Consider the following 24944-nt stretch of genomic DNA (forward strand, 5'->3'; position numbering starts at 1 on the left):
GGACACAATGCCCCAATGCCCACGCCCGGGCGCCAAGAATGAGCATGTCCGGCGGAACGGGAGAGCATGTCCATTCTTGGCCGGCAGCGTGGAGCCTGTCCCGCGAAGACCTTGGCTGCCCGCAGTCCCGCGCGCACTCTCCCCCTCCCCGCCAGCGGACATGTCCCGCGCCCGCCCCCGGGAACGGACATAATGCCCTCATGCCCGCCCTTGGCCGCCAAGAATGAGCATGTCCCGTGGAACGGGAGAACATGCGCACGCCGGGCCGCCAAGAATGAGCATGTCCGGCGGAACGGGAGAACATGCGCACGTCGGGCCGCCAAGAATGAGCATGTCCCGTGGAACGGGAGAACGGGCCCGCCCTTGGCCGCAAAGAATGAGCATGTCCGGTGGAGACAAGCCCGGCGTGTCTGCCATTCGGTCACAATTCAACGGCGCGGGCGGCACGGCGATAAACTGGGGTGAGAAGTTACGCCGTCGCGCCGTTTGGTTGCTTGGCCCAGAACCCCGATGATCCAGTGAGGGTGCGCGAATGAGTTTGCCCACTACCGAAGTCCAGCCCGGATCGCAGACGCTGCCCGTCTCGGCCGCCGCCACCAAGCACCTTGTTGTGAAGAAATTTGGCGGTTCCTCGGTGGCGGACGCGGAGGGCATCAAGCGCGTCGCCCGGAGGGTCGTGGACGCCCAAAATGCCGGCGACGAGGTCGTAGTGGTGGTTTCCGCCATGGGCGACACCACTGATGAGCTCCTTGACCTCGCCGGCCAGGTGACCGATTCCGCCCCGGCCCGCGAAATGGACATGCTCCTCTCCGCCGGGGAACGCATCTCCATGGCGCTGCTGGCCATGGCCATCAACAAGTTCGGCGCCTCGGCCCAGTCCTTCACCGGGTCCCAGGCCGGCATGATCACCGACGGCATCCACGGCAAGGCCCGGATCATCGACGTCGATCCCCACCGCATCCGCACCGCCCTGGACAAGGGGCACATCGCAATCGTGGCCGGGTTCCAAGGCATGAGCCACACAACGAACGAGATCACGACGCTCGGCCGCGGCGGTTCGGACACGACGGCGGTGGCCCTCGCCGCGGCGCTCGACGCCGACGTGTGTGAGATCTTCACCGACGTCGACGGCGTCTACACGGCCGACCCGCGCGTCGTCCCGTCCGCCAAGAAGATCGACCGCATCTCCAGCGAGGAAATGCTGGAACTCGCCGCATCCGGCGCTAAGATCCTGCACCTGCGTTGCGTCGAATATGCGCGCCGCTTCGGTGTACCGTTGCACGTCCGATCCTCATTCAGCCAGAACGAAGGCACCTGGGTCCTGCCAGGCGCCGACGACAAGATCACGACCCAAGAGGGAGTTGCCTTGGAGCAGCCAATCATCTCCGGTGTTGCACACGATCGTTCCGAAGCCAAAGTCACGGTGGTCGGCGTACCGGACATCCCCGGCAAGGCTGCGGCGATCTTCCAGGTCATCGCGGACGCCCACTCGAACATCGACATGATCGTCCAGAACGTCTCCACCCATGGCACGGGCCGGACCGACATCTCCTTCACCCTCCCGATCGTCGAGGGCGCCGAAGCCTTGGCCGCCCTGCACGCCGCGCAGGAACGGATCGGCTTCGAGACCATCGAATATAACGAGAAGATCGGCAAGCTCTCGCTGATTGGCGCCGGCATGCGCTCGCACCCGGGTGTATCCGCGCGCTTCTTCGCGGCCCTCTCCGAGGCCGGAATCAACATCAATATGATCTCCACCTCGGAGATCCGCATCTCCGTGGTCACCCACGCGGACCTGCTCGACGACGCTGTCCGCGCCATCCACAGGGCGTTTGACCTCGACAGCGAGGACGAGGCCACGGTCTACGGCGGCACCGGCCGCTAGCCGCACCCAAGCGCCTGGGCGGGAACCCGGACCGCATAGGGATGGGGAAGGGAGCGGCGCCTGCCGCTCCCTTCCCCATCTCCGCCAGCCTGCGGCCGCATCCCCACGCTTCGGACCGGGTCCCCACGCTTCACGCCGCAATCCGCGCGGCCGCCTCCCGGATGCCCCCGGCACCCGGGATCCCTCGGCACCGATGAGATGGGCGCAACGGGCCTCGTCAGACCTCTTCTTTCCCGAGATCCGTTTTCCGGACAGCGTAGTGGTGTCCCTGCGTGTCCGTCTCGACCTCGAAGCCTGAAAGGTCGTCTTCCGAGGCGTGCTCATAGTCGTCATGCCGGTGAATTACGGGCGCCGCGGTATCGCCCCGATTTGCGGGCCCGAACAGGAGCCTCAGCTTGTCGGTCTTTTCCATGAAGGCCCTGACTGCACGTGTCACTGGTCCCACCCCCTTTCCTCGTCCCGGGCGGTTCAGGATGCTGCACAGCGGTGTGTCAGTGCCCTTATTTTACGCCCGGCGGCGGTAAATGGCCCGGGTGGGGTGCCGCGAAAAGGGAGCTAGCGCAGGGATTTGTCGTCGGGGTTGCGGGGCACCACGTACGTGCTGCCGTCGGGCCGGTGCACGGTCTCCCACTGCTGGGTCTCGGCTTCGCGCATCGCCAGCAGCCGCCTGTTCTGCTCGGTCATCTCGTGGCCGAGGGAACTGCGGTTGGCCGGGCCGAAGACGGCCCGGAACTTCCCGGTGGCCCGCATGAACCTCTCGACGGCGTTTCCCTTGGCCATAGCTACCCTTTCCTAGGAACAAGACAATGCGTCCAGTGTACGCTAATCATTAGTGCACTAATCATTCGAAGGAGTCGGTGTGACCGAAGGAACCTCAACAATCCAGGGCGGGCACGTCATGCAGGGAGCGCAGGACGCCCGGGCGGCGCAGGACGACCTCCTGCTGGAACAACAGCTCTGCTTCGCCCTGACGGTGGCCTCCCGAAGCGTCGTGGGCGCCTACAAACCCGTCCTGGACAAGCTCGGCCTGACGCACCCGCAGTACCTCGTCATGCTGTGCCTCTGGGAAGCGAGCCCGCGGTCGGTCCGCGACATCAGCGAGGCCCTGGCCCAGGAGCCGGCAACCATCTCGCCACTGTTGCGCCGCCTCGAGACCGCCGGTTTCATCACTCGCCAGCGGATGGAAGGCAACGAACGCACCCTGGATGTCCGGCTGACGCCGCGCGGAGCCGACCTCCGAGAGCAAGCCACCGAAGTCCCGGGCATCATGATGGCCCGGCTGGGCCTGACGCGTGAACAGGTCGGCCAGCTGCACGCGACCATGATGGACCTGATCGCGGCCACACGGCCAGGCCCGGACGACGCGCCCCGGCGGTAGACTGGGCCAAAACAGAGGAGGACTGCTGATGCGCACGCAATCGGGCCGCCCGGCACTTGTCCTGGCGGCCGTCCTGATGGCCGTGGCCGGACTGGCCGCCTGCACGCCGAACGGCGGCCCCACACCTTCTCCCTCGGCCAGCACGACCACGGGTACGCCCTCCAGCCCACCGCCCACAGCGCCGTCCGGGTCCCCTTCTCCGGACACAGAGACGACGTCCCCGGCACCGTCACCCTCCGCCGCCCCGCTGCCGTCCGGCCCCGGACAGGGCAACGCCGAGCTCGCCATCATGATCAAGCCGTCCGAAACCGGCACCGCGACCAACTTCACGCTCGTCTGCCAAAACGGGGTTCCTGCGGCCGAAAGCCAGCACCCCAACGCCGCAGCAGCGTGCATCGCCATCAAGAACAACCCGTCCATCCTCAGCCCGGTTCCGGCCGGCAAGGACCAGATCTGCACCCAGCAGGCGACCGTTCAGCAGGCCACCGGGCAGCCGGCAATTTACGGCGGCCCGCAGGTGGCGACCGTCACCGGCGTCGTGGACGGACACCAGGTTCAGGCGAGCTACAGCCTAAAGGATGGCTGTGAAATCGCCGCCTGGAACGCCGCCAAGGATGTCCTGGGCTCATCCGGCGGGGCGAGCTAAGCCCTTGCACCTCCAGCAGGAAGAGTGGCTGCCACGCCAGGCCGCCCACGTCCAACGCGTCCGCCGCTACGCGGACCCCTACCTCGAGCGGCGCTCCGCCGGCCGGAAGCACCCGGTGGAGGACTTCCTCTTCACCTACTACACCCAGAAACCCGGACAGCTGTTGCGCTGGCACCCGGGCGCCGGCGTCGTGCTCTCCGGGCCCGAAGCGGCGGCGCGGGCCGGGTGGAAGTATTACCGCGCGGCCGACGACGGCGAGCTCGCGGCCGCCGGCCTGCCTGCAGAGTCGCCGGCGGTTACTGTCGACGTCGATGCCTTCCTCAGGGACCGACGGGAGGCACTGCAGTTCGCCGGAATCATCCTCGCCGGGACCGCCGCGCGGCCGGCCCAATTCGGCTGCTTCGGGCTGCACGAGTGGGCCATGGTCTACCGGCAGGACAAATTCGACCTCCGGCATGAGTACCTGCAATTGCGGCTGGGCTCGGGGCGCACCGACGAGGTGGTGGAGGAGAACCGGATCCGGTGTTCGCACTTCGACGCCTTCCGCTTCTATACGCCGGACGCCGTACCGCTGAACAGCATTGTTCCCAGCAGGGAGAACCAGCGGGCCCTGGAGCAACCGGGCTGCCTGCACGCCAACATGGACCTCTACAAGTGGGCCTACAAGCTTTCCCCGCTGTTGCCCAGCGAGCTCGTCATGGACTGTTTCGAACTGTCGTGGCGGATCCGGGCCATGGACATGCGGGCGTCGCCCTATGACCTCGCCGACTGGGGGTACCCGGCCATCCGGATCGAGACACCGGCGGGCAAGGCCGAATACGTCGACTATCAGCGGGCGTTCGCGGCCGAATCGCAGCAACTCCGGGAGCGGCTCCTCCAGGAGCTGACGCCGCTGCTCAACACTGCGGCCGAGACCGCCCCCACCGCCGAAGGCCTGCACCCCGAGCCGGACAACACCCTGAAGGGACCGTCATGACAGAGACAGCCAACCCCCAAAACGCCCGGCACGACGTCGATCTGACCATCCGCCTCACCGAGGCTCCCGGCGCCCCGGAATACACCTTCAGGCTGGAAGCCGGGGACGGCGTCCCCTCCGCCGCATCCACCCTGCCCGACCCGGCCGCCGCCCTTGAAGCCGTCCGGCGCCACGGCGAGGCCATCTTCTTCCCCAAGCCGGGCCCGCCGCGGCTATGCACGCAGCAGTACGGCGGCCCGCAGACCGCCGTCGTGACCGGCTGGTACCTCGGACGCGAGGTCAATAGCCGCTTCAGCCGGACCGACGGCTGCGAGATCGCCCGCTGGCGCGCCATGGCGCCGCTGCTCGGCGGCGCGGTGGGGTCCACGGGCGCCATCTGACGTTTCCGGGCCCCCGCGCCCTACGCCGCCCCGGCCCCCGCTTCCCACTGGTCCCCGCCCCCGGCCCCGGCGGCTTAAACGGCAACGGCCGGCGGTGTGAGCCGCCGGCCGCTGCCGTTTCTTGGTGCCGGTTTCTGCCTAAATGGCGTCGCCTAGATGGCGCTGTTCGGGGCGAAGGACTGATCGCTGTTCTGGATCTTGCCCTGCTCCTCCGAGGTCGGCGGCACCACGACGGCCCCGGCAGGGGTCACCAGGACGGAGACGAACGTGGGATCGCTGGCACCGGCGAAGGTGACCCGGCCGACGTAGGAACCGACCTGCAGCCCTTCCCAGCTCAGCGTGACCTTGCCGGCCTTGCCGTTGGCGAGCCGAAGCGGGTTCGGGCTCAGCGAGGCCTTGCCCGCGACCTTGCCCAGCACGGCAGCGTCGACCGAGGCCTTGGTGGCCTGGTTGTTCGGGCTGGCATACAGGTTGGCGTAAATCGTGTACTTGCCCGGGGTCGGGTTGGGGATGGTCACCGATTCGCTCGCCGACGACGTCGCGACCGTCAGCGGGCCGCCCGGGGTCATGACGTACATGTCGAAGTCAGCGTTCGGGTCCGCGGAAATAACGGAGAACTTGGCCAGCGGGGCCCCGGCCTCGACCTGAACACTCTTGACGACGTTGGAGGCATCCTGGCCTCCCGTGAACGGGCCCGGGACGAGCTCGACGGCCGTGGAGTCGGCCTTCGAGAGACCGTCAAGGGTCATGTTGATCGGCGAGTTGGTGCCGGAGACCACCTTGATGTCGCCCGAGCCGTTGCCGCCCTGGGAAGTAAAGGCAACATCGGACAAGGCCACGAGCGACTGCGGACGGACCGCAATCGGCGACGCCACATTCTTGTTGGCACCCTGCCAGGTCAGCGAACCGGTCGCGAACTTGCCCAGGGGTGCGCCATGGTTCTCAAAAGAGACCTTGAACGTGCGCTTTTCGCCGGCGGCGGTGAAGTTCAGAACGGCCGGGGTCACGCTGACCTTGATGCCGGGAACACTGAACTTGGCCTTGTAGACCCCCGGAGTGAGGGCAGTCAGTGTACGGGTGACCTCGATCTTCCCGGCCAGGTTGCCCAGGGCGAAGGACGGAAGGTTCATGTCCCGCGGCTTGATAATGCCGATCCCCGGGATCCTGACGTCGAAACCCGTGCCCCGGGCGAACGCCAGGTAGTCCTCCGTGGTGGCGTCGTAGACGAGGCCCGGATCCAGCACGCGGGCCGGGTCCACCTGGCCCGCACCGGTAGCAAAGACATCGGTGTTCTTGGATCCGTCAGCGTTCTTGACATCGCTCGTGGTGGTCATCATCGCGGACTTGACCGTCGCCGGGGACCACATGGGCTTCTTGGCCAGGATCAGCGCGCCAAAGCCGGCCACGTGCGGGGACGCCATGGAGGTGCCGGAAAGGAAACCGAAGTTGTCTCCGCCCGTCCCGATCGGCGAAACGCCGGCCAGCACGGCCACGCCGGGCGCCGCAACGTCGGGCTTCAGGAGATCAGAGCCGGCGGCCAGCAGCGGGCCGCGGGAGGAGAACCCGGCGATCTGCGGCTGCGCCTCAAGGGGCAGCCCGGTGGTGTCCTTGTTGACCAGGGAAACCGTGATGGCCGGGTTGGCGGCGACCTTGGCCTTGATGGCCTCGGTGGCGGGCGGGTTGACGTGGACGGTGGGGACCGAGTGCTTGTCCGTGTCCAGCGAGGAGTTGGTCAGGTTGACAAGAATCATGCCGACGCCGCCGCCGCGCTTGACCTCGGCGCTCTTTGCGACGCGGTCAACGACGCCGCGGTCGCAGACCACAACCTTGCCGGCGATCTTGGCCGGATCCAGCGAGCCGGGCCCGCACAATGCCGGGCTGGTGCTCCCGGCGGCCGCTGCGTTGGCCGCCAGCACAACGCCGGCATTGGAGACCTGGCTGTTCATGATGCTGGCGCCGCGGTATTTGCTGCCGTCGGAGAACTCGACCGTGCCCTGCAGTTCCTGCGAGAAGCTGGTGGCAGCGACCGTGGTCAGCCAGGGTGCGCCGTGGTTGACGGTGCTGGCGGTCGGGCCAGAGTTGCCGGCGGAGACGGCGACGAAGATCCCGGCCGATGCGGCGGACAGGAACGCCATGGAGACCGGGTCCGTGGTGGTGTCCGTCGCGCCGGAGATGGAGTAGTTCAGGACGTCCACGCCGTCCTTGATGGCCTGATCGATAGCGTCGATGGACGAGGACGAGTAGCAGCCGCCGGTGTTTGGATCGTTGTCTTCCCAGCAGACCTTGTAGATGGACAGCTTCGCGGCCGGCGCGATGCCGCTGGTCTGGCCAAAGCTCCGGCCGTCAACCATGGCTTCGACATCGGCGTTTCCGGCAGCCGTGCTGGCGGTGTGCGTTCCGTGGCTGGCAGCGTCGACCGGGGACAGCCGTTCGCCCGGCGCCCAGTTTTTCGGCGGGACAGTGGCCGCGAAGGCGTCGCCGAAGTAGCGGGCGCTCAGGACCTTGGAGTTGCAGGCGGTGCCGTCGAAGTCGGTGCCGACCTGGCAGTCGCCCGTGAAGAGATCGCCGTCTGCTTTAAGCATCTCGATCTTGCCGTCCGCGTTGCGGTACGGCACGCCGACCACGGGACTTCCTGTGAGCGGCTTGACCTCCTGGCCGGCGAAGTAGGCGCTGGACGGGGTGTACCCGGTGTCAATAACACCGACCACGACGCCCTTGCCGGCCGCGTCTTTGCCGCCGAACTTGGTGTTCCACGTGCCGTTGGGCCCGCTGAGCTTCAGGAAGTCGGTGCTGGAGTAATCCGGTGCGTTCTCCGTGTCCGGTGCGACCAGCAGGACCGAGGGGTCCTTAGCCAGCTTCACGGCCTGGTCCGCGGTGAGGTTGGCGCTGAAGCCATTGAGGGCTGCCGTGAACTGACGCTGCATCTTGACGCCCTGCTGGCCGGCCACTTGGGCCTGCTTCTGTTCCAGGTGCGCCTTGTACTTTTTGACTTCAGCCCTGTTGGCGTCCAGCTTCTTGCCGGACGCAGGCTTGGTGGCCGCCATGCCGGCCGTCCCGCCGTCGTAGGTTGCGGACGGCTTTTCCGCCAGGACCACAATGTAGCGGCCGTCCTTGTAGTTGTTCGGATCAACATTCTTCTGTGCGACGCCGGCAACGGCCGCGCCTTGCGCAGGGGCCGCGTTGGCGGGGGCGATCGCGATGCTGGACAGAAGGACCGGCAAGCCCAGGGTCAGTGCCGCGGCCCTCCGGAGTCCCCCGCTTCGAAGGAAGCTCTTTCCTGGTGATGTCACGAGTGTTTGAACCTTTCGTAAAGGAACGGCCCGGCTTCTATACCGGGCCCAACGGACTGGCGGGAACTCACCGGACGATCGCCCGGCCTGCCCCGACGGATACCAGCCGATTCATACAGTACAGACTGAGAGCGAGATATGACATAGACCACAAGGAGGTATTTAAAATTTGTCACGCAATACGACAATAATGCGATGGCCGGGTTGCTGAACTGCGTCAATTGGACCCTCCGGCCCGTACGGGCGCGCACCCCCTGCGGCGCCTCAGCGCGGGAGGACGCGGCCCTTGATGATCCGCGGGCCCACCGCTGGCCTATTGGGGGCCCACCGCCAGCCTACTTTCGCGGAGTCCGGACGACGTCGCTGATCCATGCACGGGTCTTCTCATCCAGGGGACCGGCCACCTTGCTCGCCCTCGCCGCACGGTCGGCCTTGATCTTCTGCAGAACCATCCGGCCCAGCCCGGCGAACACTGCAACGGCCACAACAGACAACACCACGGATTTCGGTTTCTCAGCCATGCGCACATCCTACTGACCCGCGGCGGCCCGGACCATAGGGCGCAGCCGCCCCGGCGACGCCATTTCTCCAGTTCAAGGACCTGCCCGTGAGGCCGCGTTCACACTCCCCGCCCGAATACGGCCGGACGCACCGGGGCCGGTAGAATGGGCATGCAAGCTCGCGGAGCGCCCTTTCACGCTGTATTCACCAAGCAGTCCTCAACACACAGCGGGTCGGCGTGAGACGGCACCACTCCGCTGCGCCCTTACCCAACGCTCACGCACAGGAGTTGCCGGATGCCCCGGATCGTTGTCGACGTCATGCCCAAGCCCGAGATTCTGGACCCGCAGGGGAAGGCCATCGTCGGTGCTCTGCCCCGGCTGGGCTTTACCGCTTTCAGCTCTGTCCGCCAGGGCAAGCGCTTTGAACTCACGGTCGACGGCGAGGTGACCGAAGAGATCCTGGCCCAGGCCCGCGACGCCGCGGAGACCCTGCTGTCCAACCCGGTCATCGAGGACGTCGTCAACGTCGAGGTCGTTGAGGCCTGAGATGACTGAACTCCCCCTGATCGGCGAGGCTGTTGCCGTCGCTGCGCACCCCCGGCTCGCGGGTGCGAAGATCGGCGTCGTCACCTTCCCCGGCACCCTGGACGACCGCGACGCCGCCCGTGCGGTCCGGCTGGCCGGCGCCACCCCGGTGGAGCTCTGGCACGCCGGCACCACCTTGGGCGACGTTGACGCCGTCGTGATTCCCGGCGGTTTCTCTTACGGCGATTACCTCCGCGCCGGCGCCATCGCCCGCTTCGCGCCGCTGATGTCCAAGATCATCGACGCCGCCAACTCCGATGCCAAGCTGCCCGTGCTGGGCATCTGCAACGGCTTCCAGATCCTGACCGAGTCGCACCTGCTGCCCGGCTCCATGATCAAGAACGACCACCTGAAGTTCATGTGCCGCGACCAGGTGCTGCGCGTGGAGAACAACACGACGGCCTGGACCGGGGACTACGCCGCCGGCCAGGAAATCACCGTGCCGCTGAAGAACCAGGACGGCCAGTACATCGCCGACGAGAAGACCCTGGATGCACTCGAGGCGGAAGGCCGCGTCGTGTTCCGCTACGTCGGCTTCAACCCGAACGGCTCCCGCCGCGACATCGCCGGCATCTCCAACGCCGCAGGCAACGTGGTGGGCCTCATGCCGCACCCCGAGCACGCCGTGGAAGCCGGCTTCGGCCCCGAGATCGGCTCCGGCACCGAGGGCCTCGGGTTCTTCACCTCTGTCCTGAACAAAATCGTGGGAGACAACAAATGACGGAGACACCCTCAGTGGCGGCGCCCGCGGAGACCGCCCGGAAGTTCAACATCGACACCGTCGAGAACGCGGCCAAGACGCCGGACACCGAACTCCCCTGGGCCGAGCTGGGCCTGAAGCAGAACGAGTTCGAGGAGGTCGTGAAGGTCCTGGGCCGCCGCCCCACCGGCGCGGAACTCGCCATGTACTCGGTGATGTGGAGCGAACACTGCTCCTACAAGTCCTCGAAGAACCACCTGCGCCAGTTCGGCGACAAGGTGACCGAGGAAATGAAGAAGGACATGCTCGTGGGCATCGGCGAAAACGCCGGCGTCACCAACCTGGGCGACGGCTGGGCCGTGACATTCAAGATCGAGTCCCACAACTCGCCGTCGTTCGTGGAGCCCTACCAGGGCGCCGCAACCGGCATCGGCGGGATTGTCCGCGACATCATCTCCATGGGCGCCCGCCCGGTAGCGGTGATGGATCCGCTGCGCTTCGGTGCCATTGACCACCCGGACACCGCCCGCGTCATGCACGGCGCCGTGGCCGGGATCGGCGGCTACGGCAACTCGCTGGGGCTGCCCAACATCGGCGGCGAGATGGTCTTCGACTCCGTGTACCAGGGCAACCCGCTGGTCAACGCGCTCGCCGTCGGCGTGATGCGCCACGAGGACATCCGCCTCGCCAACGCCTCCGGCAAGGGCAACAAGGTGGTGCTGTTCGGTGCCCGCACCGGCGGCGACGGCATCGGCGGCGCCTCCGTGCTGGCCTCGGAGTCCTTCGATGACACCAAGCCGTCCAAGCGCCCCGCGGTCCAGGTGGGCGACCCCTTCGCCGAGAAGGTCCTGATCGAGTGCTGCCTGGAGCTGTTCAAGGGTTCCCTGGTTGAAGGCATCCAGGACCTGGGCGCCGCCGGCATTTCCTGCGCCACGTCCGAGCTCGCCTCCAACGGCGACGGCGGCATGGAGGTCGAGCTGACTTCCGTCCTGCTGCGCGATCCCACCCTGACCCCGGGCGAAATCCTGATGTCCGAGTCGCAGGAACGCATGATGGCCGTGGTCACGCCCGAGAACATCGCCGCGTTTGAAGCGGTCATGGACAAGTGGGCGGTGGAGTATTCCTGGCTGGGCGAGGTGACCGACACCGGCCGCCTCATCATCACGTGGGAAGGCGAAGTGATTGTCGACGTCGACCCGCGCACCGTGGCCCACGACGGTCCGGTCTACGACCGCCCGTACGCCCGCCCCGAATGGCAGGACTCGGTCCAGGCCGACTCCTTCACCGGGTCCGTGCAGGACACCGGCCGCCCCTCCGCCCCCGCGGACCTGGCCGCAGCGATCACCGAACTCGTCGCCTCGCCGAACATGTGCGACAAGTCCTGGATCACCAAACAGTACGACCGCTACGTCGGCGGCAACACGGCCATGGCGTTCCCGGACGACGCCGGCGTGGTCCGGGTGGACGAGGAAACCGGCCTGGGCGTGGCCCTGGCCACCGATGCCAACGGCCGCTACACCTACCTCGACCCGTACCACGGCGCGCAGCTGGCGCTGGCCGAGGCTTACCGCAACGTCGCCACCTCCGGCGCCGTCCCGATGGCCGTCAGCGACTGCCTGAACTTCGGCTCCCCCGAGGACCCCGACGTCATGTGGCAGCTGGCCGAAGCCATCCGCGGCCTGTCCGACGCCTGCATGGTGCTCGGCATCCCGGTCACCGGCGGCAACGTCTCGCTGTACAACCAGACCGGGACCACCCCCATCCACCCCTCCCCCGTGGTGGCTGTGCTGGGCAAGTTCGACGACGTCGCCCGCCGCACGCCGTCGGGCTGGAAGGAAGACGGCCAGGCCATCTACCTCCTCGGCACGACGGCGGCAGAGCTGGACGGTTCGGAGTGGTCCAACATGCGCGGACACCTCGGCGGCCTGCCGCCCAAGGTTGACCTCGACGCCGAGCGCGAACTGGGGCAGATCCTGATCAACGCCTCCCGCGACGGCATGGTGGATTCGGCCCACGACCTCTCCGAAGGCGGCCTCGCCGCGGCCCTCGTGGAGTCGTCCCTGCGCTACGGCGTGGGCGCCCGGATCGCGCTGCAGGACGTCCTGGACCGCGACGGTGTGGACCTTTTCACGGCGCTGTTCTCCGAAACCCAGGGCCGCGCGGTCGTCGCTGTGCCCCGCTCGGAGGAAATCCGCTTCACGGACATGTGCACCGCCCGCGGGTTCGCGCACGTCCGGATCGGTGTGGTGGACGCCGAGGGTGGCACGCTGGAGATCAACGGGGTCGAGACCATGAGCCTCGATGCACTCCGCGAGGCCCACGAGGCGACCCTGCCGAAGTACTTCGGCTAGTCCCCACCGCCGCCCTAGCCTCGCAAGCTCGGCCAGGGAACCCTGGCGGCGTGGGCCCAAGTTCCATCGATTGCTCCGTAACTGCCGTTTTGGACCCTCAGAACGGCAGTTACGGAGCAATCGTTCTTTAACGGCCAGGCCGCCAGCCGGATTGGACGAGCGCGGCGCGGACCTTGGCCACCGCGGCTTTGGCATCATGGTCCATGTGGCGCTTGGAGATCCGGACCTCGGTCCAGCCCAGGGCCGTGTACTTCTCCGAACGGGCGATGTCCCGGACGATCTGGCCCTCGTCGCTGTGGTGTTCGCCCTCGTATTCGATGCCGATTCTGTACTTTCTGTATGACAAGTCGGGTTCGTGGTGCCGGGTTCCTCGATCGTCGGTGATCGGCACGTTCAGCTCTGGTTCTGGTAGGCCTGCCCGGACCACGGCAAGCCGCAGCAGGGACTCCTGCGGCGAGTCTGAACCGACGCGAATGAGGGTGATCGCTGCCCTTGCCTTGCGGATTCCACGCTTTCCCTTGTGGCGGTCGATCATCCGCTGCAGATCCGCCAGGGTGCAGAGCGGCACATCCCTGCCCTCGAACTCCGGCCGAGGCATCCGGACGCAGCTGTCGCCGGCGACAACGAGTTCCTCTACGGTCAGCATTTCGGCCAGATCCAGCCAGGTCCGCTCCGGGGTGGTGATGGGAATCCCGTCCAGCAGCGTGATTTCGTCGTCGTAGAGCTTCATCCGGTGAACGATTACATGTGGCCGGTTGAGATGGGCCGCACCTTCGGGCCTGATCAAGTGGTACATCGGCGGTGCCTCCTTTTGTTGCCGCACCGGAAGCGAACCAAGCTCCGCCGCGGTGAGGTGCGACGCGGCGCATCGCTCATTGACCTCAATGAAAGGCCGCACTCGCACGCTCAAGGGAAGCCCCAGCGTTGGGGCCAGGCAACGAATCCCCCGGCCCAGCGCTGCGAGGGAGTGGTGGCGGAGCCGTTTCGGCGACACCCCGGCCTCTGCCGCTTCGACGACGGTAAAGGGGCGGCGCTGGAAATCGTCGGGCAGCGGGCGCGCGGTTTTCATGGACTCATGAGACCAGAACCGGGTCGACGCCGCAGAAGTTATCCACAACGCCCATCGATTGCTCCATAAGTGCCGTTATGAAGCCTCAAAAGGGCGCCTACGGAGCAATCGACGGGGGGTAAGGAGCAATCGACGGGGGGTAAGGGGCAATCGACGGGGGTGAGGGAGCGTCGACCCGGGTCAGTCGTCGCTGCGGAGCTCCCGCTGCCGGGCGCTGAGGAGTTCGAGTTCGGGCCGGGCTGCCACGAAGCGTTCGACGGCGGTGAGCACCTCCACGAGGTGTGCCCGGTCGGGTGCCACCAGGCCAGCGCCTAACTGCGTACGCCGGTACTGTTCGTGGTCCCCGACCTCGGCCACGGAGACATCAAAGCGCCGCTTCAGCTCCGCCAACAGCGGCCGCACCACGGAGCGTTTCTCCTTGAGGCTGTGAACGTCGCCCAGAAGGATGTCGAATTCGATCCATCCGATCCACATACCCCAAGCCTATCCATTGCTCCCCACCGGCCCCTCGCCTCGCAAGCTCGGCCAGGGAACCCTGCCGGCGTGGGCCCAGGCGCCGTTTTGAGGCCTCAAACGGGCGCCTACGGAGCAATCGACGGGGTTAGATGGTGAGTTCGCCCATCCGGTCCCAGCCTTCGCCGTCGAGCTGGCGGCTAATGATCCGGGGAGTTTCGGCCAGCGCCTGCGGCATGTCCGCCATGGCCTGCTTGAAGTGGGCGCTGTTTACGTGGTCTCCGGCGGCGTCGTCCTTGAAGGCCTCAACGAGGACGAATTCATTGGGGTCCTCCACGCTGCGGGACCAGTCGAACCAGAGGTTCCCGGGCTCCTGGCGGGTGGCCCGGGTGAAATCGTCCACGAGTCCCAGCCAGCGCTCGGACCAGTCCGGCTTGACCTTGAATTTGACGACGATGAAGATCACGGGCTGAGCCTTTCATTCGGATTTCCGGAGGTTCCATTCTTGCAAGCGGTCAGCAGGCGTTGATGGCCTCGCGGGCCAGTTCCTGCTGCCGCGGCGTGCCGATCCGGTCGGCCCACTGTTCGGCGAGCTGGAACTCCACCATGGCCTCGGTGCAGCGGCCGGCCTCGTGCAGCGTCCAGCCGAGGTTGTTGTGCAGCGAGACTATCCACCGTTTGGTCCGCTCATCGTGGACCGTGGAGGCATACTCCAGGGCGCTCCGGGTCCAGGTCTCGGCGTGGGCGGAGTCGGCAATGGCGAGCATGTGCAGCGCGTCCACGGCCAGGAATTCCTCGCCCAGGTGGTCCGCGAGTTCGGCGGCCTGCTCAAAGAGCGGCACGGCCATCTCGGGGTGGCCGCTGCTATTGAGCACCCGGCCGCGTTCCAGCAGCACGCGGACGGCGACAGTGGGCTCGTCGGCATCAACCGAATCCAGCAGGGCGTCGGCTTCCTCGAAGCGGCCCTGCAGACCGATGGCCCGCCCCAACTGGGTGGTGAATTCGGCGCGTTCGTCGGCGTCGTAGCTTTCATCTGCGGCGGCAGCCCGGAAACGGGCTTCGGATCCGGCGGGGTCGTCGAAGTTCCACAATTGGTCAAGGGTTTTCTGTTCCAGCATCCACCTGCTCCTGCTCAGCTTTCACCTGCGGCCAGTTCATGTGCACTCCCAATGTATCGGGAAGTGACATGCCTTTGTGCGCGTCCCGCGAGGGCGCTGCCGGCCGCGTAAAACCAGTTGGACGGCCTGCTGAAGGCCGTAATTTTGAGGAATACCCGGCCCGCGGCGTCGATTTCGACTTCGAAGGCCTCCTCGCCCCGCACGGGATGACCCGGCAGTGTGCCGTATCCGAACCCGGCGCGTTGCGGCCAGCCGCCTGGCACCGGCCGCCGCACCCACACCACCTCGCAGGGCGCGTTGATCCGGAAGGGCCCGACGCCGAATCCGCTCACCACGCGCGCGCCGGGCACGACGGCGTCGGAGTCGGTGCGGACGCGCAGCCCGGAGCGTTTCTGCAGCTGCCAGGTCAGGATCCCCTGCGCCACCCTCCGGTACAGGGCCAGGCCGTCGCCCAGGTAAGCCCGGGACACCAGGCAGGGAAAGCCGTCCGGGGCCTGCCCGTGCTCGGTGGAGCCAATGCCCGGATAGGTCAGGCCGCCCCGCGCGCCGGGCGCGATGCGGCCGGCGTCAGCGCGGCCGGCGTCAGGGCCGCCGCTCATGTGCCCTCGCCCCTGGCGAGTCCTGCCCACCCCAGCTGTTCCCGCTGCTTTCGACTGAACGATGCGACCACCAGGTCATAGGAATCCTCCACCATGTCCCGGATCATGCCGTCCGGCAGTGATCCGTCCAGCCGGACCCCGTTCCAGTGCGTCTTGTTCATATGCCACGCGCCGGTGATTTCCGGATGGATCGCCCGCAGCTGTTCGGCCAGGGCCGGCTCGCATTTGAGGCTCACGGACCAGTCCGCCGGGTCCATGGCGGACGCCGCGAACATCTTGGCGTCCTGCCGCGCCCCGCCCGCCACGGCAGCCCGCACCTTGAACACGGATGTTTCCGGGCCGAAGGGAAAGTCCTCGAAGGCGCCGGGGAAGCTCAGGCAGATCTCGCGGAGGGTGGCAACGTCCATGGCACGAGCCTATCCGGCTGCGGCCTACCCGGCGGCGCGGGCGTCGCCGATGCTGTGCAGCCCTTCCGGGGTGGTGCCGTTGACTTCGTAGTCGCCCACGGTGCGGGCTTCCAAACCTGTTGATCGTGTTTCCTGGGCCGCTGGAGGCCCACGCCGCTAGAGGCCCACGCCGCTAGAGGCCCACGCGCCACCCTTCGCGGGCGGGGCACTCGTTCACGACGACGTCCAGCCCGGCGGCCTTGGCGCGCTCCACCGCGGCGTCATCGAAGACGCCCAACTGCAGCCAGACGGCCTTGGCGCCTACGGCGATGGCCTCGTCAATGACAGCCCCCACCTTGTGGGAGTTGACGAAGCAGTCCACGACGTCGATCGGGTGTTTCGCCGCGGGAATCTCCGCCAGGGAGCGGTATCCCTTCTCCCCGTGGACATCGTCTCCGGGCAGGTTGACCGGAATGATTTCCATGCCCATCCGGTCACGGACATAGAGGGAGACCTCATACGCCGAGCGCCATTCGTTGGTGGTCAGGCCGACCACCGCCCACGTGCCTTTGGTTCGCATGAGGCGGTCAATCACTGCCGGATCGTTAACGTGGGCCATGCATCAACCTTACTCCTGCAACCTTTCCGGGCAATCGTCGAATAAATGAATGATCCAGCCTAGCCAGCGCCGCCGTGAACGAATATTACAGCGCGGGAGACTCGGATTTGGCGGAATCCTGCATCTCGGCTCTAGTAGGTAGTGACCATCCCGAGCGGCCGAGAGACCTGGATCGATGAAGCCGCAGCAACCCCCGGTGACGTGAGACGACCATTCCCACGGAACTGTTCCGCTCTCCTTCGATGAAATTCGAGGGAACTGAAGGAACCAAGGGTGCTACTGCCAGGACCGATGGAGTGCTGCAATGACCCCTGAGAATTCTTCCGCCCTGCCCACCTTTGCACGGACAGCGTCCGAGGCATCCCCACAAACCACTTCGGACGCGACGGCGAACGAAGCAGGGCTGCGTGACGCGCCCGGCTCCTCTCGCGGCTCATCGGGATGGTCCCTGACCGAGCCCACGGACGGCGCAGTGCACGGCGCCCCCATCGACGGACCGGCGCGTCACCGCAGCACCACCCCCCGGCACAGCACCGGGACGGCAAGCAGAGCCACCGCAGGGACAGTCCAGGCAGAGACTGTGGCGTTCTGGGAAACCCAGGCCCTCCGCCTCGACTGGGCCGACCTGCCCGCCGGCTCCTCGGACGGCGGCAAGCCCTGGCACACCGCGCACCGCCGCGTCCCGGCCGACGTCGGGGCCGGGACCGGCCCGCAGATCACCTGGTTCGAAGGAGGCAGGCTCAATGTCGCCTACAACTGCGTCGACCGCCATGTAGCGGCGGGGCACGGAGACAAGGTGGCCCTGCACTTCGAGGGCGAGCCCGGTGACCGCCGCGCCGTCACCTACGCCGAACTCCAGCGCGAGGTGTCCAAAGCCGCCAATGCCCTCCTGGACCTGGGCATCACCAAGGGCGACCGCGTGGTCATCTACCTCCCGGTCATCCCCGAAACCGTGATTATCACACTTGCCGTGGCCCGCATCGGCGCCATCCATTCCCTGGTCTTCGGCGGCTTCTCCGCCGAGGCCTTGAAGTTTCGGGTGGAGGACACCGGCGCCAAACTCCTGGTCACCACGGACGGCCAGTTCCGCCGCGGCACCGCCGTTCCGGTCAAGGACAACGCGGATGCCGCCGTTTCCGGCGACAACGCCATCGAGCACGTCCTGGTGGTCAACAGGACTACTCCGGCGGACGAGCTCGAGACCGTCCCGATGACCACGGGTCGCGACGTGTGGTGGCACGACGCCGTCGGGACCGCCTCCGAGGTCCACGAAGCCGAAGCGTTCGACGCCGAGACGCCGCTGTTCATCATGTACACCTCCGGCACCACCGGCAAGCCGAAGGGCCTTGTGCACACCTCCGGCGGCTACCTCACGCAGGCGTCCTGGAGCTTCGAGCACCTGTTCAGCAACCCCGACCCCGCGCTGCGGGACCAGGACGTGCACTGGTGCACGGCCGACCTCGCCTGGGTCACCGCGCACACCTACGAGCTCTACGGCCCGCTCTCCAACGGCGCCACCCAGGTCATTTTCGAGGGCACACCCAACACTCCGCACCCGGGCCGGCACTTTGAGATCATCGAACGCTACGGGGTCACGCAGTACTACACGGCGCCCACCCTGGTCCGCTCCCTCATGGGCTGGTTCCCGGATGGCGTCCCGGACACGTACGACCTCTCCTCCATCCGTCTGCTCGGCACGGTCGGCGAGGCCATCAACCCCGAGGCCTGGCGCTGGTTCCGGGCCAACATCGGCGCCGGCACCGCCCCGGTAGTGGACACCTGGTGGCAGTCCGAAACCGGCGCCACCATCCTCTCCCCCGCACCGACGGACGCCGCGTTCAAGCCCGGCTGCGCGGCCCGCCCGCTGCCCGGCGTCAGCACGCGCATCGTGGACGACGCCGGCAATATGGTTCCGCCGGGCGTCCAGGGTTTCATCGTGGTGGACTCCCCCGGACCCGCGATCGCCCGGACGGTCTGGGGGAACCCGCGACGCTATTTCGATTCGTACTGGCGCCAATACGCCGAACAGGGCTGGTTCCTCGCCGGTGACGGCGCCAAGTACGACGACGACGGCGACATCTGGATCCTCGGGCGGGTGGATGACACCCTCAATGTCTCAGGACATCTGCTTTCCACCATCGAAATCGAGTCGGCTCTCGTCTCCCACCCGGACGTGGTGGAGGCCGGCGTGTGCCCGGTCGCGGACCCAAAGACCGGCCACGCGATCGTCGCCTTCGTGGTGGTGAAGGATTCGGCGGCCACCCCCGACATCCAGGGTGTGCTGAAGGCGCACGTCGCGAAGGCGATCGGTCCGATCGCGAAGCCGCGGGACGTCGTCGTCGTTCCCGATGTGCCCAAGACCCGCAGCGGCAAGATCATGCGCCGGCTGCTGACCCAGCTGTTCGAAGGAACCACGCTCGGGGACACCACGTCGCTCCAGAACGAACCATCCATCGCGGGCATCCAGGATGTGCTGCGCACCCGAAATACCCCGGAAGTAAAGGAACACTCATGAGTGAAATCAGCAACGTCGCCCGACTTTCCGAACCGCTCAAGTTCGCCTACTGGGTTCCCAACGTCTCCGGCGGCTTGGTGGTCTCCACCATCGAACAGCGCACCGGCTGGGACTTCGAGTACAACAAGAAGCTGGCCAGGATCGCGGAAAACTCCGGCTTCGAATACGCCCTGACCCAAACCCGGTACGCTGCCTCCTACGGCGCGGACAAGCAGCACGAGGCCACCTCGTTCAGCCTGGCGCTGCTGGCCGCCACCGAGCGCCTCAAGGTGATCTCTGCCGTGCATCCGGGCATGTGGCACCCCGGCGTGCTGGCGAAGTACATCATCACCGCGGACCACATCTCCAACGGCCGCGCAGCAGTGAACATCGTCTCCGGCTGGCTCAAGGACGAATTCACCAACTTCGGCCTCGAATGGCTCGAACACGACGAGCGCTATGTCCGCACCGAGGAATTCATCAAGGTCCTCCGCGGGCTCTGGACCGAGCAGGAATACAGCCAGTCCGGCAAGTACTACAACATCACCGACTTCACCCTGAACCCGGCCCCGGTGGACGTGCCGGGCCGGGCACACCCGGAGATCTTCTTCGGCGGCAACTCCACGGCCGCGCAGGCCACCGCCGGCCGCGCGGCGGACTGGTACTTCTCCAACGGCAAGGACCTCGAAGGGTTCAAGGACAACATCGCCGGCGTCGTCGCCGCCGCCGGAGAAACCCGGCGCGGCACCGAGGGTGCCCTCGCCTCCCCCAAGTTTGGCCTCAACGGCTTCGTGATCGCCCGTGATTCCGAAAAGGAAGCCCGCGACACCCTCCGCGAGATCGTCGAGAAGGCGCACAAGCCCGCCGTCGAGGGGTTCCGCGCCGCCGTGCAGGAAGCCGGAGCGTCCACCAAGGACGGCAAGGGCATGTGGGCCGATTCGAGCTTCGAGGACCTGGTCCAGTACAACGACGGCTTCAAGACCCAGCTGATCGGCACGCCGGAGCAGATCGCCGAACGGATCGTGGAGTACAAGAAGATCGGCGTCAACCTGTTCCTCACCGGCTACCTGCACTTCCAGGAGGAAGTCGCCGCGTTCGGTCAGGACGTCCTGCCGATCGTCCGCGAGCTCGAGGCGGACCTGGCACGCAAGAACGGCGTCGAGCTGGACCTGTCCCAGGCCCCGGTGGCAAACGTTGAGGTGGCTGCGTAATGGCTGACCGCAAGTTCGGTTTCCGCACCCGCGCGCTGCACGCCGGCGGCACCCCCGACGCCGAGCACGGCGCCCGTGCCGTGCCGATCTACCAGACCACCTCCTTCGTGTTCAAGGACACCCAGGACGCCGCGAACCTCTTCGCGCTGCAAAAATACGGCAACATCTACTCCCGGATCGGCAACCCCACCGTGGCCGCGTTCGAGGAGCGCGTCGCCTCCCTGGAGGGCGGCATCGGCGCCGTGGCCACGTCCTCGGGCATGGCGGCGGAGTTCATCACCTTCGCCGCGCTGACCCAGGCCGGGGACCACATCGTGGCCGCGTCCCAGCTCTACGGCGGCACGGTGACCCAGCTGGACGTCACGCTGCGCCGTTTCGGCGTGGACACCACGTTCGTCCCCGGCACCGACCCGGCGGATTACGCCGCGGCAGTCCGGGAAAACACCAAGGCGATCTTCGTCGAGGTGGTGGCCAACCCGTCCTCGGAGGTTCAGGACCTTGCCGCCCTCGCGAAGGTGGCGCACGACGCCGGCGTCCCGCTCGTCGTCGACGCCACTTTGAGCACGCCGTACCTCGTGCGGCCGATCGAGCACGGGGCGGACATCGTGATCCACTCCGCCACCAAGTTCCTTGGCGGCCACGGCACCACCCTGGGCGGCGTGATCGTGGAAAGCGGCCGCTTCGACTGGGGCAACGGCAACTTCCCCACGATGACCGAGCCCGTGGCCTCCTACGGAAACGTGTCCTGGTGGGGCAACTTCGGCGAATACGGCTTCCTGACCAAGCTGCGCTGCGAACAGTTGCGTGACATCGGACCGGCCCTGTCCCCGCAGTCGGCCTTCCAGCTGCTGCAGGGCGTCGAAACGCTCCCCCAGCGCCTCGACGAGCACCTGAAGAACGCGCAGGCCGTGGCCGAGTGGCTCGAGGCGGACGAGCGCGTTGCCTACGTGAACTTCTCCGGCCTGCCCTCGCACCCGCACTTCGAGCGGGCCAAGAAATACCTGCCGCTGGGTCCGGGCTCGGTCTTCTCCTTCGGCGTCAAGGGCGGCCGTGCCGCGGGCCAGAAGTTCATCGAGTCCCTGCAGCTGGCCTCGCACCTGGCCAATGTGGGCGACTCCCGGACCCTGGTCATCCACCCCGGGTCCACCACCCACCAGCAGCTCAGCCCCGAACAGCTCGAGTCCGCCGGTGTCCCCGAGGACCTGGTCCGCATCTCCGTGGGCCTCGAGGACATCGACGACATCCTCTGGGACCTGGACCAGGCCCTGGACGCGGCGTCCCTGAGGACCGTGGAGCCGCACGCGGAGGCACAGCCGGCCGACACCTGCACGATCGGAGCGAACGCATGAGCACGGAAGAAACCAGGACCTGGACCGGACCGTCCGCGCCGGAGCGCCTGAACCTGCTGCGGCAGGCGAAGTCGATCGCGATTGTGGGCGCATCCGACAAGCCGTCGCGCGCCAGCTATTTCGTGGCCACCTACCTGCAATCCTCCACCCGGTATAAGGTCTACTTCGTGAACCCGGTGGTCAAGGAAATCCTGGGTCAGCCGACGTATGCCTCGCTCGCGGATCTGCCGGAAAGCCCCGACATTGTGGACGTGTTCCGCAAGCACGGCGACTTGCCCGGCGTCCTGGACGAGGCCATCGCCGCCGGCGCCAAGACCCTCTGGCTGCAATTGGGCTCCTGGCATGAGGACGTTGCCAAAGAAGCCGAAGCCGCCGGGCTCGACGTCGTGATGGACCGTTGCGTGAAGATTGAGCATGCCCGGTTCCACGGCGGCCTGCACCTGGCCGGCTTCGACACCGGCGTCATCTCCTCCAAACGGCAGGTCCTGGCCTAACAGCTCCCGCCCAGCCCACCCGTTGCGCTCTCACTTTGGGTCGTTCTCAGCTCTCAGAACCGCCTAAGTGATAGCGCAACAGGTTTATGGGGGTGTTTAAGGGTGGACAGGGGCCTTGGTCGGAACGACGCCGGGCAGGGTCGGGGTGATGCGGCCCGGAACACGCGGCAGGTCCTCGTTGTCATCGCCGTTGCCATCGCCGTTGCCGTTGTTGCCGTAGCCCGGGAGGGCCGGCGCCGGCATCCCCGGCCGCTGGCCCGGCGTCGGCAGGATACCGTTACGCCCGACGGCGGGCGGCGTGGTGCGCGGCTTGCGTCCGGCCTTCTTGTCCGAGTCCTCGTCGCCGTCCGATCCCGCGCCCGTACGTGCATTGCTGGATGGGGCAGCCCCGGGAGTTCCTGCGGGCGACGTCGCGGCAGGAGCAGGGAAGACGGGGATCGAGGCCGGCGACGGCTGGACAGGCTCTGGGGCCTGTGTGGCGTCCCCCTCGGGCTGGAAGATGGCGTCGACGCTCTGGTTGACGCTGAGCCGGAAGTCCTCGCTGGATGCCGCCACGGCGCCGGCACCAAGGGTCATGGCACCGACGACGGCGCCACCGACGATTGCCAGGCGACGCTTCCGGCCGCGGCGCTCGGCGAGGCTCGTGATTCCGGTCGGCAGCGATTCATCGGCGGCGTCCTTCGCGGACTCGACAGCCGGCAGCGCCGTCGTCGTGGCTGAAGCAGGGGCGGCTGCCCCCGCGGCGAGCAGGGCCGCGAGGTCGGCGCGGGGCGTGGGAGCCGCATCCGGGACCACGGCGCGGAGCTGTTCGAGCGCGCTCCGGAGCTCGGCCGCGCATTCGAGGCCGGAGTCGCTCAGCATCGCGTGGATGCTGCCATCCTGGTGGGGGTCGCGGGTGCCGGTCATGATGCTGCGTGGTCCTTTTCGGTTACGAGTTCGCGCAGGGCACTGAGCCCGCGGCGCTGAAGCTGTTTGATGGCACCCGGCGTCTTGTCCATGATGCCGGCCACCTGTTCGATGGAAAGGTCCGCGACGATCCGCAGGACCAGAACTTCGCGCTGCTCCTCATTGAGCCTCGCGAGAGTGTCCGAGATACCGCCCAGGGATCCGAGCGCCTCGTCCTCGGCCGATGCCGAGTAGCGTGCGTCGTTCAGGGGGTCGTATTCGGCCAGGTGCGGCGTGCGTTCTGCCCGCCGCCTGTAGTCGACCAGCCGGGCGTGCGCGACGGAGAAAATGAACGTCCGCAGACCCGTGTGGCCGCCGCTCACGCCGGCCAGTTTCGGCAGGATGTCCACGAACACGTCTTGGGTCAGGGCCTCGGCGTCGTCCACGCCCCGGGCCCGGAAGTAGCCCAGCACGGCCGGGGACATCACCGTGTACACGGCGCTGAAACCTGATGGGTCGCCAGCTAATGCGGCTGACAATTCGTCGTCGCTTAGCTGCTGTGCCAAGAGGCTGTCCTTCCGTTACTGCTGGGGTGCGGCCCCCGTAAGTCTAGCGGCCGCACCCCGGAGCCCTTCAAAGTGAGGGCTCCCTCCTTGCTTTCAGACCCGTGCCGGGTCCAGGCTGAACAGCCGGAAATTACTTGTCGTGCTGGGGCAGCTCGACGGACGGCTGGGCCGGAACGGCCGGGGTTGCCGGGGTTGCCGGGGTTGCCGGGACGCCCTTGGCGCCGGGGACCGCGGGGATGGCCGGGGTCGCCGGAACTGCGGCCTTGACGTTGGCGTTGGCGCGTGCCTCGCCGGCAGCACCCTTGACGCTGGCGTCGCCCTTGACGGTGGCGCCGTCCTTTGAGTCAACGGAGCCTTCGCCGGCACCCTCGGTGCCGTCAACGTCGGCGTCGCCCTTGACGGAGCCATCAGTCGACGGCGCCGCCGGAACCGCGGGCACGGCCGGGACGGCGGGCTTTGCCGGGAGCGTAGGCGTCGCCGGGACGGCCGGAACAGCTGGCGTGGCGGGCGTAGCGTGGTTCACTTCAGCCTGCTCGGTGCCGGACATCTGGGCCGCATTGGCCAGTCCGATGCCGGAGAAACCTCCGACTGCCAGGATGGCGGCGCCGACAGCGATCTTGGTGGTCTTGCTAACACTCTTCATAACAGACATACATCCTTTGTTTTTTTGGTGGAAGGCGGGCTGCGGCCTCATGGGGGGGCAGTCGACAGCCCACTCTCGCCAGAAAAGGCTGGCCGGCGCCCATGGGGGCAGGCGCCGGCCGGCACTTACGGTAAAGGGCCGACCGGAGACCAGATGGGGGGAAGGCGCCGGTCGGCACTTACGGTGGAAGGCCAACCGGGTGTTTGGTGGGGGGTCCAACACTCCGGCGGCGCTTACAAAGGGGTAATCGCTGGGCGGGCCCGAAAGGTTACGCACCAATCGCAAATTTCTTGATTTCTTTTTGGGCCCACCCGTTGCGCTATCGCTTAGCGTCGTTCTCAGAGCTGAGAGCGACCGAAAGCGA

Annotated in this window: 26 protein-coding genes; 12 read left to right on the plus strand and 14 right to left on the minus strand. The window is 67.1% G+C overall.

Going from position 1 to position 24944, the window contains the following annotated elements:
• Positions 1-532: 532 nt before the first annotated feature.
• A complete protein-coding gene (locus BLQ10_RS21280; RefSeq protein WP_091564985.1) occupies positions 533-1885 on the plus strand; it encodes an aspartate kinase in 1353 nt (450 codons plus the stop codon).
• Between the two features lie 217 nt (positions 1886-2102).
• Here BLQ10_RS21280 and BLQ10_RS21285 read toward each other — a convergent pair whose 3' ends face one another.
• Positions 2103-2297: a hypothetical protein gene (locus tag BLQ10_RS21285; RefSeq protein WP_091565014.1), complete on the minus strand. Its 195-nt coding sequence runs from the start codon at positions 2295-2297 to the stop codon at positions 2103-2105.
• 143 nt (positions 2298-2440) lie between these two features.
• A complete protein-coding gene (locus tag BLQ10_RS21290; RefSeq protein ID WP_091564986.1) occupies positions 2441-2665 on the minus strand; it encodes a hypothetical protein in 225 nt (74 codons plus the stop codon).
• Positions 2666-2783: 118 nt separating this feature from the next.
• Between BLQ10_RS21290 and BLQ10_RS21295 the strand changes: the two genes are divergently transcribed.
• The 4 genes from BLQ10_RS21295 to BLQ10_RS21310 are packed head-to-tail and all read left to right on the plus strand — an operon-like array spanning position 2784 to position 5265.
• Positions 2784-3263, plus strand: coding sequence for a MarR family winged helix-turn-helix transcriptional regulator (locus tag BLQ10_RS21295; protein WP_091565015.1), 480 nt, complete (start codon positions 2784-2786; stop codon positions 3261-3263).
• 28 nt (positions 3264-3291) lie between these two features.
• On the plus strand, positions 3292-3909 hold the full coding sequence (locus BLQ10_RS21300) for a serine protease inhibitor (protein WP_091565016.1): 618 nt from the start codon (positions 3292-3294) through the stop codon (positions 3907-3909).
• Positions 3878-4885: a 3-methyladenine DNA glycosylase gene (locus BLQ10_RS21305; RefSeq protein ID WP_254785707.1), complete on the plus strand. Its 1008-nt coding sequence runs from the start codon at positions 3878-3880 to the stop codon at positions 4883-4885. The genes BLQ10_RS21300 and BLQ10_RS21305 overlap by 32 nt, the downstream gene beginning before the upstream one ends.
• The gene (locus BLQ10_RS21310) at positions 4882-5265 is read left to right on the plus strand and encodes a serine protease inhibitor (RefSeq protein ID WP_091564987.1); all 384 of its coding nucleotides are present in this window, start codon (positions 4882-4884) and stop codon (positions 5263-5265) included. Before BLQ10_RS21305 ends, BLQ10_RS21310 begins: the two co-directional genes overlap by 4 nt.
• Before the next feature lie 152 nt (positions 5266-5417).
• On the opposite strand, the gene BLQ10_RS21315 is transcribed toward BLQ10_RS21310, so the two are convergent.
• Entirely contained in the window at positions 5418-8498 is a 3081-nt protein-coding gene (locus tag BLQ10_RS21315) for a S8 family serine peptidase (RefSeq protein ID WP_091565017.1), read from the minus strand.
• 392 nt (positions 8499-8890) lie between these two features.
• Entirely contained in the window at positions 8891-9076 is a 186-nt protein-coding gene (locus BLQ10_RS21320) for a hypothetical protein (RefSeq protein ID WP_091564988.1), read from the minus strand.
• A gap of 276 nt (positions 9077-9352) precedes the next feature.
• Here BLQ10_RS21320 and purS point away from each other — a divergent pair, with 276 nt between their 5' ends.
• The 3 genes from purS to purL are packed head-to-tail and all read left to right on the plus strand — an operon-like array spanning position 9353 to position 12694.
• Complete coding sequence (gene purS, locus BLQ10_RS21325) at positions 9353-9604, plus strand: phosphoribosylformylglycinamidine synthase subunit PurS (protein WP_018776110.1); 252 nt, start codon at positions 9353-9355, stop codon at positions 9602-9604.
• 1 nt (position 9605) lies between these two features.
• A complete protein-coding gene (gene purQ, locus BLQ10_RS21330; protein ID WP_091564989.1) occupies positions 9606-10364 on the plus strand; it encodes a phosphoribosylformylglycinamidine synthase subunit PurQ in 759 nt (252 codons plus the stop codon).
• The gene (purL, locus tag BLQ10_RS21335) at positions 10361-12694 is read left to right on the plus strand and encodes a phosphoribosylformylglycinamidine synthase subunit PurL (protein ID WP_091564990.1); all 2334 of its coding nucleotides are present in this window, start codon (positions 10361-10363) and stop codon (positions 12692-12694) included. The genes purQ and purL overlap by 4 nt, the downstream gene beginning before the upstream one ends.
• Positions 12695-12821: 127 nt before the next feature.
• Here the strand turns inward: purL and BLQ10_RS21340 are convergent, their stop codons facing one another.
• The 7 genes from BLQ10_RS21340 to BLQ10_RS21370 form a co-directional block, all read right to left on the minus strand.
• Positions 12822-13763 (minus strand): hypothetical protein, encoded by a 942-nt coding sequence (locus BLQ10_RS21340; protein WP_254785708.1) that lies wholly within the window; start codon positions 13761-13763, stop codon positions 12822-12824.
• Positions 13764-13943: 180 nt separating this feature from the next.
• Positions 13944-14237 carry a DUF503 domain-containing protein gene (locus BLQ10_RS21345; RefSeq protein ID WP_091564992.1) on the minus strand — a complete coding sequence of 98 codons (294 nt, stop codon included), beginning with the start codon at positions 14235-14237 and terminating at the stop codon, positions 13944-13946.
• Between the two features lie 127 nt (positions 14238-14364).
• A complete protein-coding gene (locus BLQ10_RS21350; RefSeq protein ID WP_091564993.1) occupies positions 14365-14682 on the minus strand; it encodes a putative quinol monooxygenase in 318 nt (105 codons plus the stop codon).
• Between the two features lie 49 nt (positions 14683-14731).
• The gene (locus BLQ10_RS21355) at positions 14732-15334 is read right to left on the minus strand and encodes a tetratricopeptide repeat protein (RefSeq protein WP_091564994.1); all 603 of its coding nucleotides are present in this window, start codon (positions 15332-15334) and stop codon (positions 14732-14734) included.
• A gap of 14 nt (positions 15335-15348) precedes the next feature.
• Entirely contained in the window at positions 15349-15933 is a 585-nt protein-coding gene (locus BLQ10_RS21360) for a DUF1990 family protein (RefSeq protein WP_091564995.1), read from the minus strand.
• Positions 15930-16340: an MmcQ/YjbR family DNA-binding protein gene (locus BLQ10_RS21365; RefSeq protein WP_091564996.1), complete on the minus strand. Its 411-nt coding sequence runs from the start codon at positions 16338-16340 to the stop codon at positions 15930-15932. The genes BLQ10_RS21360 and BLQ10_RS21365 overlap by 4 nt, the downstream gene beginning before the upstream one ends.
• Positions 16341-16512: 172 nt before the next feature.
• Positions 16513-16938, minus strand: coding sequence for a CoA-binding protein (locus BLQ10_RS21370; RefSeq protein ID WP_091564997.1), 426 nt, complete (start codon positions 16936-16938; stop codon positions 16513-16515).
• Between the two features lie 304 nt (positions 16939-17242).
• Here BLQ10_RS21370 and acs point away from each other — a divergent pair, with 304 nt between their 5' ends.
• Genes acs through BLQ10_RS21390 form a run of 4 tightly spaced genes read left to right on the plus strand, consistent with a single transcriptional unit; the run spans position 17243 to position 22486 of the window.
• Positions 17243-19453, plus strand: coding sequence for an acetate--CoA ligase (gene acs / locus BLQ10_RS21375; RefSeq protein ID WP_254785709.1), 2211 nt, complete (start codon positions 17243-17245; stop codon positions 19451-19453).
• Positions 19450-20643, plus strand: coding sequence for a dimethylsulfone monooxygenase SfnG (sfnG, locus tag BLQ10_RS21380; RefSeq protein ID WP_091564998.1), 1194 nt, complete (start codon positions 19450-19452; stop codon positions 20641-20643). Before acs ends, sfnG begins: the two co-directional genes overlap by 4 nt.
• Entirely contained in the window at positions 20643-21992 is a 1350-nt protein-coding gene (locus BLQ10_RS21385) for an O-acetylhomoserine aminocarboxypropyltransferase/cysteine synthase family protein (RefSeq protein WP_091564999.1), read from the plus strand. The genes sfnG and BLQ10_RS21385 overlap by 1 nt, the downstream gene beginning before the upstream one ends.
• Entirely contained in the window at positions 21989-22486 is a 498-nt protein-coding gene (locus tag BLQ10_RS21390) for a CoA-binding protein (RefSeq protein ID WP_091565000.1), read from the plus strand. The genes BLQ10_RS21385 and BLQ10_RS21390 overlap by 4 nt, the downstream gene beginning before the upstream one ends.
• 96 nt (positions 22487-22582) lie before the next feature.
• On the opposite strand, the gene BLQ10_RS21395 is transcribed toward BLQ10_RS21390, so the two are convergent.
• From BLQ10_RS21395 to BLQ10_RS21405, 3 genes are all read right to left on the minus strand, one after another.
• Positions 22583-23392, minus strand: coding sequence for a hypothetical protein (locus BLQ10_RS21395; protein WP_091565001.1), 810 nt, complete (start codon positions 23390-23392; stop codon positions 22583-22585).
• Positions 23389-23937 carry an RNA polymerase sigma factor gene (locus BLQ10_RS21400; protein ID WP_175558723.1) on the minus strand — a complete coding sequence of 183 codons (549 nt, stop codon included), beginning with the start codon at positions 23935-23937 and terminating at the stop codon, positions 23389-23391. The genes BLQ10_RS21395 and BLQ10_RS21400 overlap by 4 nt, the downstream gene beginning before the upstream one ends.
• Before the next feature lie 130 nt (positions 23938-24067).
• Positions 24068-24580: a hypothetical protein gene (locus BLQ10_RS21405; protein WP_091565003.1), complete on the minus strand. Its 513-nt coding sequence runs from the start codon at positions 24578-24580 to the stop codon at positions 24068-24070.
• Positions 24581-24944 lie beyond the last annotated feature (364 nt).

It is taken from the genome of Arthrobacter sp. ok362 (assembly GCF_900102785.1).
Classification (GTDB): Bacteria; Actinomycetota; Actinomycetes; order Actinomycetales; family Micrococcaceae; genus Arthrobacter.